The 18469-nt window shown below is 62.6% G+C and carries 17 protein-coding genes and 2 pseudogenes; 13 read left to right on the top strand and 6 right to left on the bottom strand.

The window, feature by feature from the left end:
• The first annotated feature begins 25 nt into the window (after positions 1–25).
• Positions 26–1540, top strand: coding sequence for a PepSY-associated TM helix domain-containing protein (locus BXE_RS32420; protein WP_011492349.1), 1515 nt, complete (start codon positions 26–28; stop codon positions 1538–1540).
• On the opposite strand, the gene BXE_RS48285 is transcribed toward BXE_RS32420, so the two are convergent.
• From BXE_RS48285 to BXE_RS32430, 3 genes are all read right to left on the bottom strand, one after another.
• Entirely contained in the window at positions 1537–1773 is a 237-nt protein-coding gene (locus tag BXE_RS48285; protein WP_407668627.1) for a hypothetical protein, read from the bottom strand. The two genes, BXE_RS32420 and BXE_RS48285, sit on opposite strands and share 4 nt — an antisense overlap.
• Before the next feature lie 161 nt (positions 1774–1934).
• On the bottom strand, positions 1935–2267 hold the full coding sequence (locus BXE_RS32425; RefSeq protein WP_011492351.1) for a DUF2322 family protein: 333 nt from the start codon (positions 2265–2267) through the stop codon (positions 1935–1937).
• A gap of 86 nt (positions 2268–2353) precedes the next feature.
• Positions 2354–4270: an SMP-30/gluconolactonase/LRE family protein gene (locus tag BXE_RS32430; RefSeq protein WP_011492352.1), complete on the bottom strand. Its 1917-nt coding sequence runs from the start codon at positions 4268–4270 to the stop codon at positions 2354–2356.
• Between the two features lie 416 nt (positions 4271–4686).
• On the opposite strand from BXE_RS32430, the pseudogene BXE_RS32435 reads away from it, so the two are divergent.
• A pseudogene (locus BXE_RS32435) lies at positions 4687–5995 on the top strand (FAD-dependent oxidoreductase).
• On the opposite strand, the gene BXE_RS47945 reads toward BXE_RS32435, so the two are convergent.
• From BXE_RS47945 to BXE_RS44725, 3 genes and pseudogenes are all read right to left on the bottom strand, one after another.
• The gene (locus BXE_RS47945; protein ID WP_267886387.1) at positions 5985–6110 is read right to left on the bottom strand and encodes a hypothetical protein; all 126 of its coding nucleotides are present in this window, start codon (positions 6108–6110) and stop codon (positions 5985–5987) included. The pseudogene BXE_RS32435 and the gene BXE_RS47945 overlap by 11 nt on opposite strands.
• The gene (locus tag BXE_RS32440) at positions 6107–6961 is read right to left on the bottom strand and encodes a helix-turn-helix transcriptional regulator (RefSeq protein ID WP_011492355.1); all 855 of its coding nucleotides are present in this window, start codon (positions 6959–6961) and stop codon (positions 6107–6109) included. The genes BXE_RS47945 and BXE_RS32440 overlap by 4 nt, the downstream gene beginning before the upstream one ends.
• Positions 6962–7081: 120 nt before the next feature.
• Positions 7082–7249: pseudogene (locus BXE_RS44725) on the bottom strand (motility protein B); the annotation flags it as partial.
• Positions 7250–7516: 267 nt separating this feature from the next.
• Here BXE_RS44725 and BXE_RS46715 point away from each other — a divergent pair.
• The 11 genes from BXE_RS46715 to BXE_RS32490 all read left to right on the top strand — a co-directional run bounded on the left by BXE_RS46715 (position 7517) and on the right by BXE_RS32490 (position 18440).
• A complete protein-coding gene (locus tag BXE_RS46715; protein WP_158340990.1) occupies positions 7517–7666 on the top strand; it encodes a hypothetical protein in 150 nt (49 codons plus the stop codon).
• A 64-nt stretch (positions 7667–7730) separates the two neighbouring features.
• Positions 7731–8081, top strand: a complete 351-nt coding sequence (locus tag BXE_RS32445) for a DUF4148 domain-containing protein (protein ID WP_011492356.1) — start codon at positions 7731–7733, stop codon at positions 8079–8081.
• Positions 8082–8597: 516 nt separating this feature from the next.
• Entirely contained in the window at positions 8598–10943 is a 2346-nt protein-coding gene (locus BXE_RS32450) for a TonB-dependent receptor (RefSeq protein ID WP_011492357.1), read from the top strand.
• 26 nt (positions 10944–10969) lie between these two features.
• Positions 10970–11614 (top strand): MotA/TolQ/ExbB proton channel family protein, encoded by a 645-nt coding sequence (locus BXE_RS32455; RefSeq protein WP_011492358.1) that lies wholly within the window; start codon positions 10970–10972, stop codon positions 11612–11614.
• On the top strand, positions 11611–12009 hold the full coding sequence (locus BXE_RS32460) for an ExbD/TolR family protein (protein ID WP_011492359.1): 399 nt from the start codon (positions 11611–11613) through the stop codon (positions 12007–12009). Before BXE_RS32455 ends, BXE_RS32460 begins: the two co-directional genes overlap by 4 nt.
• Positions 12002–12739 (top strand): energy transducer TonB, encoded by a 738-nt coding sequence (locus tag BXE_RS32465; protein WP_233518945.1) that lies wholly within the window; start codon positions 12002–12004, stop codon positions 12737–12739. The genes BXE_RS32460 and BXE_RS32465 overlap by 8 nt, the downstream gene beginning before the upstream one ends.
• A gap of 274 nt (positions 12740–13013) precedes the next feature.
• Entirely contained in the window at positions 13014–13778 is a 765-nt protein-coding gene (locus tag BXE_RS32470; protein WP_049782300.1) for a flagellar brake protein, read from the top strand.
• A gap of 491 nt (positions 13779–14269) precedes the next feature.
• Complete coding sequence (locus BXE_RS32475) at positions 14270–15271, top strand: sugar ABC transporter substrate-binding protein (RefSeq protein ID WP_011492363.1); 1002 nt, start codon at positions 14270–14272, stop codon at positions 15269–15271.
• A 92-nt stretch (positions 15272–15363) separates the two neighbouring features.
• On the top strand, positions 15364–16350 hold the full coding sequence (locus BXE_RS32480) for an ABC transporter permease (RefSeq protein WP_011492364.1): 987 nt from the start codon (positions 15364–15366) through the stop codon (positions 16348–16350).
• Between the two features lie 20 nt (positions 16351–16370).
• Positions 16371–17168 (top strand): ATP-binding cassette domain-containing protein, encoded by a 798-nt coding sequence (locus tag BXE_RS32485; protein ID WP_011492365.1) that lies wholly within the window; start codon positions 16371–16373, stop codon positions 17166–17168.
• 30 nt (positions 17169–17198) lie between these two features.
• Positions 17199–18440: an ROK family transcriptional regulator gene (locus BXE_RS32490; protein ID WP_011492366.1), complete on the top strand. Its 1242-nt coding sequence runs from the start codon at positions 17199–17201 to the stop codon at positions 18438–18440.
• Positions 18441–18469 lie beyond the last annotated feature (29 nt).

The raw sequence follows: 18469 nt of genomic DNA on the forward strand, positions 1-18469 counted from the left end.
TCATTTATTGCTTCAGGAGGATTTCATGTCCACCACCACCGCTGACACATCACGCGCGACGCCGGCAGCCAGTGCGGCCCACCCCGGCTATCGCACGCTCTGGCGCTGGCATTTTTATGCGGGCCTCTTCGTCATGCCGTTTCTGGTCGTGCTGGCGATCACCGGCACTGTGTATTGCTTCCAGCCGCAGATCGAACCACTGCTTTATCCGCAGCGTCTGATCGTCACTCCCCAAGCCACGCCCAGGCTGCCCGCAGAAGCACTGCTCGCCAAAGCGCGTTCGGCCATGCCGTGGGGCGCATCCGCGGTGACCGCCGTCGTCGATAGCGACCCGCGGCGCAGCGCCGAATTCGTCTTCCGTCTCGCGGACGGCGGCAAACAGAGCGTCTATGTGAACCCCTACACCGGCGCAGTGCTGGGCACGCTGAGCGTCGAGCGGCGCTTCATGCAGGTGGACCGGATGCTTCATCGCAAGCTGTTGCTCGGCAAACCCGGCGAGCTGCTGATGGAACTCGCCGCATGCTGGACGCTCGTGATGATCGGCACCGGCGTCGCCCTGTGGTGGCCGCGTGAAAAAACCACCGCACGTAGCGCGCTATTGCCGCGTTTCACACTGAAGGGCCGCCCGCTGTGGAAGAACATCCACACTGTGATGGGCATCTGGCTCGCGCTCGGCGCACTTGCATTCGTGTTGACGGGGCTGCCCTGGACGGGTTCGTGGGGCAAGCAGTTCAAGGCACTCGCGACCGCGGCGAATCTCGGCGCGCCGCCGGGTTCCTGGGGTGGCCTGGCGTTGCGTTCGACACTGCCTGGTGCAGGCGGCATGCAAGCCGCCAAAGCCGACCCGCGTGCGCAAAACGCGGCGCATGACGAGCACGCCGCGCACGGCGGCCACCCCGCTGCCTCAGCCGGCATGGACTCGATGCCCGGCATGGTGATGGACGACCTGCCTCTGCCGCTCACGCCCTGGGCGGTCGGCAACACGCCGGTACCCGACTCCGCTTCCACTGGTGCAGGCCCGGCGCATCCGTTGCCGCTCGGACGCGTGGTCGCGCTGGCCGCATCGCTCGGTGTGACGGACGGCTATAACATCGTGCTGCCGGCCTCCGTGAACGGCGTCTATACCGTGTCGTACTTTCCGGCCGATCCGAAAGACGAACGCACGCTGTACGTCGACCAATACAGCGGCGCGATCCTGAAAGACATTCGCTATAGCGATTACGGCGCGGTGTCGAAGGCGGTGTCGTACGGCACATCGCTGCATATGGGCCGCTATTTCGGCCTCGCCAACCAGCTTCTTTGCACCGTTATTTCTCTGGGGCTGGCGGCAATGGCCGTCACCGGTTGTGTGATGTGGTGGAAGCGTCGGCCGCAACGCTCGCTCGGCGCGCCGTCGCGAGAACGGGCCGCGCCGCCCATGCGCGGCTGGAAAACCGGCCTCGTTCTGCTCGGCGTGGTGTTTCCGTTGATGGGCGCCACGCTGCTCGCGGTGTGGCTCGCGGATCGCGCGATCTTCGGCCGGGAACGCGCGCGGACCTAGAACACGCCCGGAATCACGCGGTAACGTACGCGGCCCTTGTAGGTCCGATACCCTTCGTCGGCTGAAAGAAGCTGCTCCTCGCGTACGATGCGCCCCACCTGCAACGCAAACTGGCAGCCGTACAAACGGAAGTCTTCGAAGCTCGGCCCCCAGCCCGCTCGTTGCAATGTCGGCGGCGTGCCGCTCGAACAGCAGCGCGAGCTTCGCCTTCGGGAAAGTGGAAAGAATGGCATTCAGCGCGGTGCCTGGAAAACCGTGGCCGGGGACGCTCGCGCCCATAACGCAGATCGAGCTTCGAATCGAGGCTCTCGCGATGCGTCTCCACCAGTTCATCGCCGTACAAGCTCGACATCGAGGAGATTGCTTTCCGGGTGGAGTCGCGGAATTATAGCCCTCAACCCGCGGCGACGACGTCGATACGCAGCGCTTCGCCACCCGCCGCGATGGCAAGAAGGATATCGACGTTCGGGTGCGCGCCCGGCCGGTTGCGCGCGTCGGCCGTGTGCTCGGCGAACACGACGAGCCCGTGCGCGGCCGCTTTGGCATCGAGCGTACCGAATGTCTGTTGCAGATAGTTGTACACCGCGAGCGACCCTTGCTTGCCCGGCTTGTTCTCGATGCCGGCGATCACGGCGCCCTTGCCGTCGACCAGATCAATACGCGCGATGCCCTCGATGCCCGGCATCTGCGCGAGGTTGTCCTTGAATACGTTACCCGGTTGGATCATTGGAAACACTCCTTCTATTCGGAAAATGACAGCGCGGGCCGTATCTTATCCGATAGGGTGTCATCCAATCACCACAAGCACGGCGGTCAGGGCGTCCAGCGATACACCACCATGCTGGAACCGTTGTAGTTGTCTTTCGTGATCACGTACTCGCCCGCGGCACGGAGATAAGCGCGCAGGCCGTACATGGAATCGACGTCGTTGCCGACATCCACGGTTGCCGGACTCGAATTGATCAGTGTGGTGACGAGTTGGCCGGTGGTGAGATTGAAGGCGTCGATATTGGGCACCGTATGCACGTAGCCGACGAACAGATAATTGCCAGCCGCCGTGATCGACTTGGGATTGGCGCTGGTGAGATTGATCACCGGGTCGGGCCGGGTGGTGTTGCCCGCACTCCAGCCGTGATACACCTCGATTCTCGATTGCATTGCCGTCCAGTCCCAGCTTCCGGCAATGCCTTGCGCAAGAATCATGGTGTCGCTTTCGGCGAGGTAGATGATGCGCGTGAGCGGCCGGATGCTCTGCGGAATGGAAATCGTGACCGCGGGACCCCATGCCGGTTTTCCATTGCCGTCGAAGCCGGTCAGCGGATAGTGGTAAATGTGATTCGTCCGGTCAAGACCGGCCCACACGTCGCCTTTGCTGTCGATGCAGAAACCGCCCGTGACCTGGACGTTCGTATTGAATGCCGCGCCTGGAATCGACGCATCCGGTATCGCGATGTAGCCGCTCGCCGGATTGAAATGGAAAAAGTAGAAGATGCCGGGGTTCTGTCCGGACGCCACCAGAATCCGGTTCCCGCCGACCGTCACCAGTTGGCCGAAATGTTCGTCGCGCTGCGTGTCGTTCATGTTCAGGCGCGGGTCGGACGGATACGTGAACGGATCCACCGTGTTCGCCACGAACGTGCCACCCGCCGTGCCGGTGTAAATATGCGTGCCGCTATAGAAGTAGGCACCGTCCGTCGATGGGTCCGGTGCTGCCACCGCCTCGAAATTGAGGGATTGCAGCTTCCATTCGAGATTGCCGGCCGTGTCGTATGCGTGAAGGTCGGTGGCGCCGTTGCGGCCGAGGTCCCAGCCGCCGCCCCACGGGTTGTTCAGCACATACAGGTTGCCCGCGGCGTCCTTGCCGATGCCGACCACGCGCGTGAAGCGCTTGTCGCCCACCTGCCCCTTGATTCCGCTGGTGGTGTCGAGATAGCCGCCCTGAATGCCGAACGTGCCGGCCAACGTCGGCGTGCCCGCGATGGCGTAGCGCTTGATGTTCATGTCCGGCCCCTGGTCGCCGACCATCAGTTGCCCGGACGCTGCATCGAAATACAGCGCGGAAGGCCGCGATGCAGCCGGCATCTGAATGGTGTTCAGCAGCGCCCCTGCCGGACTGAATTCGACAATCGCTCCCGCGCTCTGCCGCGCGACCCAGAGATTGCCGGCGTTATCCAGCGCGAGTGCGCCCGGACTCGATACGTTGATGTCCCGTTGCCAGACACCGTCGGTCGTGAAGACCCGCACGCGATTGCCGAAGAAGTCGCTCGCATACAGCAGCGAGCCCACGGTCGCGAGGCCGGTGATGACATCCGCATGCGGGATGCCCGTCCACACGCTGACGGGAATGATCAGGTCGCGCGTCTGCGTGGCGCGGTTGTAGCGTCCCACCGAACCGCTGCCGAACGACTTGTTGTACTGCAATGCCGCGAAGATCGACGTGGCGTTGCCGGTAATGGCACTGCCCTGAAAGTCGGCATGCGTTCCGATCGAACCGATGCTCTGGCCGTTCTGGTAGATCGCAACGCCGCCCTCGTTTTCGTCCCACAGCGAAGCCGTGTAAATGACGCCTTCGGGCGCGACCCACATTGAGCGCGCGGTGTTACCCACATGTGCCGCGAGCGTGCCGAACGTGTTCGCCAACCAGTCGGTGGTGTATTGCGCCTGACAGGTCTGCGCGAACATGGCGATCATTGCGCATAAGAAGACGGCACTGATTCGTTGCTTGATCATGAGTGATGCTCTCCGGACAACTATTCCTCGCCAATTTAACCCGGCAGATGTGACAGCACCGGATTGATATGAACATATCTTCGCGAGTCGACAGAACAATCCATACAGCGCGGCTACAAATAAAAAAAGATAAAAAAAAGGAAACCTCGCAGCAGTCTTTTTTGCGTCGTGCGGACATGGCGCAATGACGCGAAGATTGCCGGCGCCGTCATTTCGCTGACCGTTTTTACCGATGCGCGCCGCCTGCCGATACCCCTCTTTTCCGCTCTTTACCGGGAACCGGACTCAGGCGCACAATCTCTGCCGATGTTGCGGTCCGCCGCCGCTACCGATTTTTCGGGCTGTTCGTGCCGGCGCGATATCTGGCGGCAAGCTCACCACGGCCGCCATGCGCACTCTCTTATTCGGAAAGGCCAATGAGCAATAAATCGTCAAGCAGACTTGAAGACCTGGTGGCAGGCGGCAGCCGTCACCATCAGATTTTCCCAAGGCTCGATGAAGCCCAGTTCGCGGTACTGGAGCGCTACGGCGAACGGCGCCGGCTGAAAGCGGGCGACATGCTGTTCGCCGAAGGCGACCGGCACATTCCCATGTTCGCCATCGTCTCGGGAACCATCGAGGCAACCCGCGGCGCCGCAGACAAGCGCCACGTTCTGGGCGAGCATGGCCCCGGCAGCTTCACCGGCGAAGTGGGCACGCTCGCGGGCCGCGGCGCGGTTGCAACGGCGCGCGCTGAGTCCCGACAGGTTGAACGGCGAGCGGTTCGATGTGGTCGTGGTCGGTGCGGGGCCGGCCGGTCTCGCGGCCGCGGTCTACGCAGCCTCCGAAGGATTGCGGGTGGCGGTTCTCGACACCAAGGCACCGGGCGGCCAGGCCGGCACCAGTTCGAAGATCGAAAATTACTTCGGATTCCCGACCGGCATTTCCGGGCAGGCGCTCGCCGGCCGCGGCCTCTCGCAATGCCGCAAATTCGGCGCCGAAGTCGGCGTACCGATTGAAGTACTCGGTATTGAATGCGAGAGCGCGCCGCCCTTTCACCTGCGCCTCAATTACGACGAGCACGTGTATGCCAGCTCGGTCGTCATCGCGACCGGCGCGCGCTACCGCAAACCGCTGCTGCCGCGCCTCGAACAATTCGAAGGCCGCGGAATCTACTACAGCGCGACGTTCATGGAAGCCGCGTTCTGCAACAACGAAGAAGTGGTGATCGTGGGCGGCGGAAATTCAGCCGGCCAGGCCGCCGTGTTTCTCTCGGGGCTCGCGCGTCACGTGCATATCGCGATTCGCGGGGACGGACTCAACGCGAGCATGTCGAACTATCTGATCAGGCGGATCGAAGCGACGGCGAACATCACCGTTCATTCGCGCACGCAGATTGTCCAGCTGAACGGCGAAACGCAACTCGAATCGATCAAATGGGACACGCAGGGGTACATTGAAGAGAAGCCGATCCGCCACGTGTTCCTGTTTCTCGGCGCTCAACCGAATACCGGCTGGCTCGGCGATTGCATCGCACTCGACAGGAACGGCTTTGTGCTCACGGGCCCCGATGCGGTTCACCAGTGGCCATCCGAGCGCGCTCCCTACTATCTGGAGACGAGCCGGCCCGGCATCTTCGCCGTGGGCGACGTTCGCAGCGGTTCGGTGAAGCGCGTCGCGGCGGCCGTTGGCGAAGGCGCCGCCGCGATCCAGTCGCTCCATCAATATCTGGCGCTCAATCGGTGAGATTCGGCTGGCGGCGCCCGGCAATGCGCAGATCCTGACGCGGTTTCGCGCCCGGTTCGTCGTCGTCCATCACAGCGACGCGCGCGAACGCACCGCGAAGCACGCTTTGACTCACGCAGCCTGAGTCTTGCGCGCGATCAGCGCTTCCACGGCGCGCAGGTCGGCTGCCGAAGCCGGCGAGAAGACAACCATGCTCAAGCCTTCGCCGCCGTCCACGGCGAAGGCCGAATATTCGAGCGTGATCGGTCCGGCTTGCGAGTGGCGCAGGCGTTTCACTCCGACCCAATGACCGCGCACGTCGTTTTCCGCCCAAAGCCGCCGAAAGTCCGCACTGCTGGCCTGCAGTTCGGCGGCGAGCGCATCGGCTTCCGGCGACCCGCCAATGCGCGCGATATCGATGCGAAAGACCGCGACCGCGGCACGCGCGCTCGCGTCCCAATCCGGCTGGCTTTCGCGTATTGCCGGAGCACCGAACAGACGCCTGAGCACATTGCGCTCGCGCGCCGGCACAGCCGCGTAGTCGCCCAGCACGGCGACGGCGGCCGCGTTCCAGGCCACCACGTCCCACGTCGGCGTCTTCACAATCGCGGGACTGCTGGGCATGCCGTCCAATACGCGCTGCAAGGCCGGCGTGACTTGGGGGAGCGCAAACGGGCCGAGTGGCGGCGGCCTCTGCTGGGCCAGAAGAAACAGCATTTCGCGGCCCACGGCGTCGAGTTCCAGTGCCCGCACGAGCCGCTCCAGCACTTCGTTCGACGGCGGCCCGCCACGCCCCTGTTCCAGCCACGTGTACCACGCGACGCTGACGTTCGCCCGCGCCGCCACTTCTTCGCGCCGCAGACCCGGCGTTCGGCGCCGGCCCGGCGCGTCCGGCCCCGGTTGCAAACGCGAGCGACGGTCGCGCAGGAAACTGCCTAATGAAGTGCATGCAGCGCCGGCTGGGTCAGGCAGAGTGTTGACGGCCATAGAGGATCTCGACAATTGTCCCGTTGGTCGGAATGCGTGTATTCGCAGCGGGACACAAGGTCCCCGAAACGGCATGCAACGACGCCGCTACCGGTACTCTAGCGCGAATGGACGGGTGATTCAGTACTCGACGAGAATGGTCACGCGCCGGTTCGCGGCTCGCGCGGCCGCGTCGTCGCCGATTATCAGGGGGAAATTGTCGGCGCGGCCAATAGCGGCCATTCTGTGCGCTTCTATGCCTTTGTCCGCGAAGAAGCGAACCACCGCGCCTGCCCCGGGGGACTGCAACGGAATGCTTCCGACATTTGCGCAGCAATACGTTCAGGAAAATGTAAGAATTTCGTCCCGAATACGATTGTGAAAAAAAATTTGGAATAAGCGGAAACCCGGTGTGTTTGCCCCTACGTAGACAGCAACAAAAGCCGCATCGCAACTCACGAAACAGATACGCATGCGGTGCTCCTGTCGCAAACAGGTCATATTGTAGTTAGACGAAGACGTAGCTTCACTCGAACCGCAAGGTATCTTCAACTCATTTATATTCAGGTATCCAAAATGAAACGCAAACTCTCAATCATCCTCTCGCTGATCGTCCTCGCTTCGGCAGGCGTTGTTACCCAAGCTTCGGCGAAAGAACACGTTCACACGAGCACGCAGCAGTGCGTCGGTCCCGCAGGTTTCTGCACGCCGTACTTCGGCAGCTAAATACGCACAGTTTTCGGGCAATCGTTGCCTGTCAATTCATCACTTTCCCGAAGGAATTTTTATCATGAAAAAAGCTCTTGTTTGTTTCGCTCTCGCCGCTGGCGCATTGGCCGCTCCTGTTCTGAGCTTCGCGCAATCGAATGCACCCGTCACCCGCGCCGAAGTGCGTGCCGACCTGGTGCGTCTCGAACAGGCGGGCTACAACCCCTCGCTGGCGGACGACGCTGACTACCCGGCCGCGATCCAGGCCGCCGAAGCGAAAGTCGCCGCACAAGACGCTCCGCAGACGACGCAATCGTCGTACGGTGGCGTGGCGCAGACCGGTAGTTCTTCGTCCGGTATGCGCAGGCATGCGACATCAGATTCCACCTGTGTCGGTCCAGTCAGTTTCTGCAATGTCTTCTTTGGTAGCTGAATGACACGTATCGGGAATCCTGTCTCGCCATCCATATCGACAGGATTCCTACTTTTTATCGGGTAGTCGAATAGTTCTCCGGAAAGTCCCTAACTTTGTAAATTCAAAGAGATTCGCTTCGCAAGCCCAAGCCATCGGCAATGTTTGACCGGTCGGCAAGACAAGAACACCGACACACGATCAAAGCCATCTCCGCGCCGCATCATGCCGCGCGTGACATCCACAGCCACAAGACGCGCAGCACGACGGCGGCTTCCCGATACAGGGCAGCCGCACGCCTGCGCATTGCGCGTTAGCCATCTCGTCTCACACCTCAAAACCAACGCGCCATTAATTTGTCATTGTTTTCCATGAATGTAATGATATAACATTCCGGCAACAACCTGAAAGACTACCGTATCCAGAAGGAGAGCCACACCGCTATCCCGGCGCCGCACGCATCAGGCACCCGCGAAAACCGTCGGCCAGAACAGAAAAACGCATCCATCCAGTCGCCAACAACTCGAATACATAACGATGAAAAACCGCACACGCGTCTCCTCCGCAGCCCTGCTGCTATTCGCCCTGGCTGCCCACGTCCATGCCGCAACCGACGAAGGGTCCGTAACCGGTGCGGTCACGGATACCGCCGGCCAACCCGTCAATAACGCCACCGTGATCGTGCAGGACGCGAGCGGCGCCGCCGTCGGCGAGGCGAAAACGAACGCCGAAGGCCGCTTCGTAATCGCGCATGTGACGCCGGGCACCTATGCTGTCGTCGTCACCGCAACGGGATTCGCGAGCGGCAACAACATCACGACGACGGGCACCGGCACGCAAAGCGCGGTCAGTGTCAGTCTCGCGAAGAGCGGCACACTCGACGTCCAGGTGAATGCGAAGCGACTGGACAGAGCGCGCAACGGGTTGTCGCCGGAGACCGGCAGCAGCGTGTACCGCTTCAGTCAGGCCGATATCGATGCGTTGCCCGCGGGCCAGGACACGCCGCTCAATCAGGTGCTGCTGCAGGCGCCCGGCGTGGCAAGCGATTCGTACGGGCAATTACACGTGCGCGGAGACCATGCCAATCTGCAGTACCGCATCAACGGCATCATCATTCCCGAGCCGATCAGCGGTTTCGGGCAGGCGCTCGATACGCGGATCATCGACCAGGTCAATCTGCTGACCGGTGCGCTGCCGGCACAGTACGGCTACCGCACGGCAGGTGTCGTGGACATTCGCACGAAGACGGGCGAGGCGGGTAACGGCGGCAGCATCGACGTATTCGGCGGCAGTCACCAGACCCTCAAGACCAGCGCAGACGTGTTCGGCACGCAAGGCCCGTTCAGCTACTACTTCAGCGGCTCACTCGGCGTGAACAACCTCGGTATCGAGAACCCGACTGCAAGCGCGAACGCCGTGCATGACCATACTCGCCAGGGCGATGCGTTCGGCTATATGTCGTACATCATCAATCCGCTCACGCGGGTGAGCCTGATGTTCGGCACCACGAGCAACCAGTTCGAAATCCCCAACACGCCCGGTCTGCAGACCAATTTCACGCTCAATGGCAATAGCACGTTCGATTCGAGTCAGCTGAACGAAACGCAATCGGAGTTGAACAATTTTGCGGTGGTGGCGCTTCAGGGCACCAACGGGGGCGCACTGGACTACCAGGTCGCGCTCTTTACCCGCTACACGCGAACGCAGTTCAATCCCGACCCGGTGGGCGACCTGCTTTTCAACGGCGTGGCATCGCAGGACTTTCACAGTAACTCGGCCAATGGCGCCCAGGTGGACACCACATGGCGCCTGAACGACAAGCATACAATTCGCGCCGGCCTCTTCTTCCAGCAGGAGCACGCTGTATTCGACGACAGCGTCAACGTATTCGCAACGGACGCCGACGGCAATCAGTTATCGGACCAGCCCTTCAATATCCACGACTCGAGCAGCAAAACCGGCTACCTGTACAGCGCCTACGTGCAGGACGAGTGGAAAATCACCAGCAAGCTCACGCTCAATTACGGGCTGCGATACGACAAGATGGACGAGTATGTCAGCGCGAGCCAGTTGAGTCCTCGCATCGGCCTGGTCTATGCGCTGACGCCCACCACCACGGTTCACGCCGGCTACGCGCGCTACTTCACGCCGCCCGCGTTCGAACTGTTGTCGGGTTCGACCATCAGCCGCTTCAATGGCACGACCAACCAGAGTCCGTCGAGCCAGAACGATCCGGTGCAGCCCGAGCGCAGTCACTACTTCGATCTCGGCGTCACGCAACGTCTGGGTTCGAACGTGACCATCGGCGTGGACGCGTACTACAAGAAATCGACCAACCTGCTCGACGAAGGACAGTTCGGCTCCGCCCTCATTTTCACGCCGTTCAATTACCAGTACGGACGCGTGTACGGACTCGAGTTCACCGCAAACTATAAGCAGGACAACGTATCTGCCTACCTGAATCTCGCTTACAGCCGCGCACAAGGCAAACAGATCGACTCGGCCCAGTTCAATTTCGACCCCGACGAACTCGCCTATATCAACAGTCATTGGGTGTATCTCGATCACGACCAGCGCGTCACCGCCTCATTCGGCGGAACGTACGACCTCGGCAGAACGACGTTCACATTCGACGGACTGGTGGGTAGCGGCTTGAGAAGCGGTTTTGCCAACACCGATCGCCTTCCCGTCTATGCGCAGATCAATCTCGGCGTGATCCAGCATTTCAACCAGCCGCTTGTCGGCAAGTTCGATGCGCGCCTGCTGGTCGTCAATGCATTCAATCGCGTCTATGAGTTGCGCGACGGATCGGGCATTGGCGTGGGTGCGCCGCAATACGGCCCGCACTTCGCCGTTTACGCCGGCATCACCAAGCATTTCTAATCTGTCACGCAGCATTGAGGACGGTCATGCAAGACTGGATGAATATTCTCGCAGCGGTACGCGTGGGCGGATGGGTTATCTATCCGCTCACGATACTCGCTGTTCTGGCGGTCGCGATCGTCCTCGATCGCGCCTATGTATTTCTGCGTTTTGGCCGCTTGCCTGTGGCGATTCACGCCGTGCATGAAATCGATATGTTCGGCGCCGATATTGATCTGGATAACATATTAAATGACACTTCCGCCCGGAACGCCTTCAGGCGGATGAACTCTCCGTGGCAGCCCGATCCGTCCGTGCCGCTGTGGTTGCGCGAAGTCAAAGCGGAATCGGTGGCGTCGCAGATCGAGCGTGACATGAGCAGGGGTTTCTGGGTGCTGGAGACAATCGTCACGGCGGCGCCGCTGCTGGGTCTGCTCGGCACCATCGTCGGCATGATGCATTCGTTTCAGCTGTTCGGCGGGACGGGGCTCGTCGATCCCGCCGGCGTCACCGGCGGGGTGGCGCAGTCGCTGGTGGCGACTGCGATCGGACTCGTCGTCGCACTCTTCGCACTCTTCGCGTTCAACTATTTTTCACGCCGGCTCGAACGTCTGATGGACGAACTCGAATCTTTCGCGAATGCGCGGCTCGGTCAAATCCGCCTTGCTACCGCGGCGGGAGCGCAGCCGTGAAGTTCAAGCGCTCGCGCGCGGCGAGGCGCGGCCGCATCGAAATCATTCCGATGATCGACGTGATGTTCTTTCTGCTGGCGACCTTCATGCTGGCTTCGCTCGCCATGCAGCGGCTCGACGCCGTCAAGCTGACGCTACCCACCGGCCGTGCGCAGCAGATGTCCGCGCATGAACCGCTGACCATCTCCGTGGATAGCCGCAACGAAATCTTCGTGAACCATCTGCCGGTACGTCCCGATCAGATCGAGCCGACGGTGAAGCGCCTGTTGCAACCCGACGCGGATGTCGTCATTGCCGCCGACGCCGCGGCGGGCCACGGCGCGGTCGTGCAAGCGATGCTCGCGGCACGGCGCGCCGGCGCGGCGCGATTTCTGATCGCCGTGCGCCGTGAATAGCGCGATGCGTCTGAGCACTACCGTCGATGATTCGCCCAAACTGCGCCTTGCATTGGCGGTCTTTATTGCGCTCATAGTCTGGCTGGCGTTCCTGTTCGCGCTCGGACATTGGCTCGTCACAACGAGATCCGAACCGGCACCGGAGAAGGCATTGGAGATGCGTGTAGTGGAACTCGATCCCGAGCCGCCGACGCACACTGCGCCCAAGTCAACGCCAACGCCAACGCCAACGCAAACGCAAACGCGAACACCAACGCCGACACCACCGCCCGCGCTCAAACCGTCCCGCCCCGTCACGCCGGGACGCCCCGCACTGCCCGAAACTCCGACACCAGCCAGACACGCAGCCGACACAACCACGCCAGTATCAAAGGAGCCCGGCCCATCTGCCGAATCCCCCGCGTCCACAAGCAACTCCGCGGACGAAAAACAGAGCACCTCACCCCCCGCCACCTCGCCAGGCGACAGCGCCGCACGCTCCATCGCGCAACCGTTACCCGCATTGCCCGACGACTTGCGCGAGCAGGCCTATCAAACCGTCGCGACCGCGCGCTTCGTGATTCATGTCGACGGCTCTGTCGACGTCGAACTCATCAAGCCGACGCCTGATCCTCGGCTCAACCAGCTCCTTCTCGAAGCGCTTCGCAAGTGGCGCTTTTTCCCGGCGTTGCAGGGCGGCCGTCCGGTCGAAAGCCGCCAGGATGTCCGCGTGCATTTCAATGTGAACTAGCGCGCCGCGTTCGCATTGATTGATGTGGCCGTAACAACATCGTGAACGTTACGTAGCGAATCGCCCTGCGCGCACGCCGCATTCCCCACGCTTCCCCCTCAAACGCCCGCAGCAAACGCCTCTGCAACATCAGGAGCGCGTTCATCCAGCTTATCCCTGCAGTTGGCACGGTCCCTGCAATCAGACAGGCAAAGGCCGAGCACCGCCGTGACCGGAAGGCCGCGCGTGCTCCCCAACCGGCCGGGCCAAGGCCATAACACGCATGGATATTCCAATGATTGTCGATCTCCTGCTGGACGCTGAAATCGCCGGACGAGCTCACGACCTCGACTCGAACTTCGCGCAGCACCACCCCTTGCAAATCGCTGTCTGTCTGCGCAACCTGGTGGCCGGACAGGACTTCGTCACGGTCGAGTTCGGCGGCCGGCAAATCGTCACGCAAATACTCGAAGTCGACTCGCGCCATGCGCGCTTCGTGTTCGATACCGGCAGCATGGCCGACGACAACAGCGCGTTACCCGCCGCGCGGCAGTTGACGTTCCGCAGCCTGCCGGGCGGCATTCGCACCGAGTTCACGACACAGGACGCCACTCGCCTCGTATTCGACGGGTTGCCGGCGTTCGAGGCACCCTTCCCTCCATTGCTCTACTACGTTCAACGCCGCGAATTCTTCCGCGTGCAAACGCCCGTGCTCGACCCGTACGTCGCAAGCGGCGCATATGCGGACGGCGGCTCATTCCGGCTGGAATTGCAGGATCTGTCGTTGGGTGGCACCGCGCTGAAAACGGCCGACGAACGCTTCGGCTCGCTTCAAAACGGCACGATTCTGCGCGACGTCGCGTTGCAACTCGGCGGCTTCGGCACGCTGCGGCTCGATCTGAAAATCGTCGCGCCGCGTCAGGTGAGCACGGCGAAGGGCGATCGACGCTTCGTGATCGGCTGCCAATTCGTCGCGACACCAGGGCCGGCTGAGCGGACCTTGCAACGCGTCGTCACGCAACTCGAAACCAGACGGCAAGCGCTCGCACCGCGCGGATAAGCCCCTACGCCGCAGACTTCACGCCGGCGACGATCGCACGATCGCACGATCGCACGATCGCCGCCACGCGAGCCACGCGTGCCGTGCACTTCAGAGTTCGCTGAATACCCTTTCGACGCCGACCATTTGCCGTCGGGAAAAACCCATTCAGCCTTCAATTCACTTTCATTCGAGCCAGGACTTTCCCCAAGCCCGAAGGCTCGATCGTGCATCGCATCACGCCGCTCAACCCCCGCAGCATATGGTTCACAGCCTTCCGGCAAGTTTTCTCACGTCACCTTCCACGCCGATCGTTTCCTTGACGAGCGCCGGCGCGCCTGCTGTACTAAATCAACCAAAGTGATTTAGGTGACGGTAGTCGAACCGGTCCGGATCGTTTCCAACCACCCTCGCCCGCATCAAGCCGCAAACCAGGTTGTCAGCGCGCAGCGTTCGCGCGGACACCCGCCAGTAGTCCATAACGTCGTTGCCAAAAACCGGAGGAGCGTCCCATGAATCCTAATTCCCGCAGGCTTCCTGTCGCCAGGAAAATCGTGTCGATGTGCGTCGCGGCGGCGGCGTGGTGTGCGAGCGCGAGCCAGGCGGCCGATCAGCCTGTTGTCGGCCTCATCACCAAGACCGACACCAACCCGTTCTTCGTGAAGATGAAGCAGGGCGCCGAAGCAGCGGCCTCGAAAGACGGCGCGAAGCTGATCACCGCCGCGGGCAAGTTCGACGGCGACAACGCGAGCCAGGTCACCGCCATCGAAAACATGATGACGGCCGGCGCGAAAGCGATTCTGATCACGCCGAGCGACACCAAGGCGATCGTGCCGAGCATCAGGAAAGCCCGCGCGGCCGGCGTGATGGTGGTCGCGCTCGACACGCCGACCGATCCGCAGGACGCCACCGACGCCCTCTTCGCCACCGACAACTTCAAGGCCGGCGTGCTGATCGGCAAATACGCCAAAGCCGCGCTGAACGGCAAGCCCGCGAAGATCGCCACGCTCGATCTCGCGCCTGGCGTTTCGGTTGGCGTGCTGCGTCATAACGGCTTTCTGCAGGGCTTCGGCGTGAAGGAAGGCGATCCGTCGGTGGTGTGCAGCCAGGACACGCGCGGCGACCAGGCCAAGGGCCAGACGGCGATGGAAAACTGCCTGCAGAAATCGCCCGACATCAACGTGGTCTACACGATCAACGAGCCGGCCGCGGCGGGCGCTTACCGCGCGCTCAAGGCGGCGGGCAAGGACAAGAGCGTGATGATCGTCTCGATCGACGGCGGCTGTGAAGGCGTGCGCAACGTGAAGGCGGGCGCTATCGCTGCGACCTCGCAGCAATATCCGCTGAAGATGGCCTCGCTCGGCGTGACGGCCGGTGTCGAGTACGCGAAGACGGGCAAGAAGGTCTCCGGCTATCAGGACACCGGCGTGACGCTGATCAGCGACAAGCCGATGTCCGGCATCGACAGCAAGGACACGAAGTTCGGCCTCGACAACTGCTGGGGCAACAAGTAACACGGACTGAATGGAGCGGCCCGCTTCGCCGGGCCGCCATTGGAATTGCCGCGTGGCCGCAGCGCCACGCGCATGCATCGAGGACATCCATCATGTCGACTCCTTCCGCGCCTGCCGGCCACTCGCGCCCGTTCGCCGACCGCTTGCCGTCGCTTGCCGAGATCGGGCCACTCATCGCGCTGGTGCTGGCTTGCGGCTTCTTCATCTCGCAGAGCAGCCGCTTCCTGTCGTTCCAGAACCTCTCGCTGATCCTGCAGCAAACTATGGTGGTCGCGGTGATCGCGATCGGCCAGACGCTGATCGTGCTGACCGGCGGCATCGACCTCTCGTGCGGCATGGTGATGGCGTTCGGCTCGATCATCATGACCAAATTCGCGGTCACGCTCGGCGTGCCGCCGATCCTCGCGATTCTGTGCGGCATCGCCGCGAGCACGCTGTTCGGCGCGCTCAATGGCGTGCTGATCACGCGCATCAAACTGCCCGCGTTCATCGTCACGTTGGGCACGCTGAATATCGCATTCGCCCTCACGCAGATCTATTCGAACGCCGAGAGCGTGTCGAACCTGCCGGACGCGATCATGTTCTTCGGCAACACGTTCAGGCTCGGCCCCGCGGATGTCACATACGGCACGGTGCTTACCCTGCTGATGTATCTGGCCACGTGGTTCGTCTTGCGCGACACCGTGCCCGGCCGGCATCTGTACGCGCTCGGCAACAACGCGGAGGCCGCGCGGCTGATGGGCCTGTCGTCGCAAAAGATCCTGCTCACGGTGTATTCGCTGGCCGGCGCGATCTACGGCATCGCCGCGCTGTTGTCCGTGTCGCGCACCGGCGTGGGCGATCCGCAGGCCGGCCAGACCGAGAATCTCGACAGCATTACCGCGGTCGTGCTGGGCGGCACGAGTCTGTTCGGCGGGCGCGGTTCGATAGTCGGCACGCTGCTCGGCGCGCTGATTGTCGGCGTATTTCGCAATGGACTGACGTTGATCGGCGTTTCTTCGGTCTACCAGGTGTTGATCACCGGCATGCTGGTGATTCTCGCGGTGGCCGCGGACAAACTCTCCCATCGTCGCGGTTGAGCACTCACGAGGACTCCGTCATGTCGACACCCACTTCCGCTTCGACCGCCATGCCCGTTCTACAGGCGCGCGGACTCGTCAAACGTTATGGCAACGTGACCGCGCTCGACGGTTGCGATTTCGAAGTGCTGCCCGGCGAGATTCTCGCCGTGATCGGCGATAACGGCGCGGGGAAATCTTCGCTGATCAAGGCCCTTTCCGGCGCCACGGTGCCGGATGAAGGCGAGATTCTGCTCGACGGCAAACCGGTCAGGTTCCGCAGCCCGCTCGATGCCCGCGCGCAAGGCATCGAAACGGTGTATCAGGAACTCGCGGTCGCGCCGGCCATGAGCATCGCCGAAAATCTGTTCCTCGCCCGCGAGCTGGTGAAACCGGGCTGGCGCGGTTCGATCTTCAGGATGATCGACAAGCGCCGCATGCTGGAGGAAGCAACCGCGCATATGAAGGATCTGCAGATCGGCATCCGTTCGATGCGCCAGGCCGTCGAAACGCTCTCGGGCGGCCAGCGCCAGGGCGTGGCTGTGGCGCGCAGCGCGGCTTTCGCGCGGCACGTGGTGATTCTCGACGAACCCACCGCCGCGCTCGGCGTGAAGGAAGGCAACATGGTGCTGGAACTGATCCGGCGCGTGCGTGATCGCGGCCTACCGGTGATCCTCATCAGCCACAACATGCCGCACGTGTTCGAGGTCGCGGACCGCATCCATATCCAGCGGCTCGGCCGGCGTGCCGCGCTCGTCAACACTAAGGACGTGCATATGTCGGAAGCCGTGGCGATCATGACGGGCGCGAAGGAAGCCGACGTCAAGGCGATTGCATGATGCACGCATCCTGCTGAGCGGACGCCGATCATGGATACCACCGGCACCCGCTCGCCCCTCAAACGCACGGTCGGCTCGAATCAGGTCGGCATGCGGCAGTTCAACGAACGCATCGTGCTGCAGGCAATCCGCCTGCACGGGCCGCTGCCGAAAGCCGATGTGGGCCGCCTCACGCGTCTTTCCATGCAGACGGTGTCGATGATCGTCGAGCGTCTCATCGACGACGGCCTGCTCGAAAAGCAGGCGCGGGTGCGCGGCAGGATCGGTCAGCCGTCCGTGCCGATCGCGTTGCGCGCGCAAGGCGCGTACACCATCGGCATCAAGGTGGGACGCCGCAGTCTCGACGTGCTGGCAATGGATTTTGCCGGCCACGTAGTGCACCGCGATGTGTTCGAATACGCTTATCCCGATCCACGCACGCTGTTTCCCGCACTCGAAAGCAAACTGGTACGCGTGAACCAGACGCTTGGCGCGAAGGCCAGCCAGGTGGTCGGCGTGGGCGTCGCCGCGCCCTTGTGGCTCGGCGGCTGGCGCGATTTTCTCGGCGCGCCGCCCGATGCGCTGGACGCATGGAACGAGATCGATCTGCGTTCGCGCATCGCCACCATGACGGGCCTGCCCGTCGAATTCGCCAAGGACACCACGGCCGCCTGCGCCGCCGAACTCGTGATGGGCCAGGGCCGCGGCATCCACAATTTCCTGTATCTGTTCGTCGGCACGTTTATCGGCGGCGGTCTCGTGATCGACGGCCGTTTGCATGGCGGCCCGCACGACAACGCGGGCGCGGTCGGTTCGATTCCGTTACGCGAAGGCGGCCCGCGCAAACCCGCGCGCCAGTTGCTGCACGCCGCGTCGGGCTTCGTGCTCGAAAAGCTGTTGAACGATGCGGGCGCACCGGCCGCGGCCGCCCACGATCATCGCGCGCTGTCGCCGGAAATGTGGCGCCACACCGAACAATGGCTCGACAGCGCATGTCCCGCGATCGCCAATGCGCTCACCAATGCGGCCGCCTTACTCGACCTCGAGGCGATCGTGATCGACGGCGAACTCGACCGGCAACTGGTGCGGGAAATCATTCGACGCACCGAGCGCGTGCTCGACCGCATCGAATGGGAAGGCATGGTGCGTCCGCAATTGCTGGAAGGCGCCATTGGCGCCGACGCGCGCGCGATGGGCGGCGCGATCCTGCCGCTCTACGCGCATTTCGCGCCGGTGCATGAGCTATTCCTGAAGCCGGCAGCGGAGACGGTTTATCCAACACCGCCGGCGTGAGTCGTCAACACGCGTGCCGCGCTTCATCC

This window comes from Paraburkholderia xenovorans LB400, assembly GCF_000013645.1.
Taxonomy (GTDB): Bacteria; Pseudomonadota; Gammaproteobacteria; order Burkholderiales; family Burkholderiaceae; genus Paraburkholderia; species Paraburkholderia xenovorans.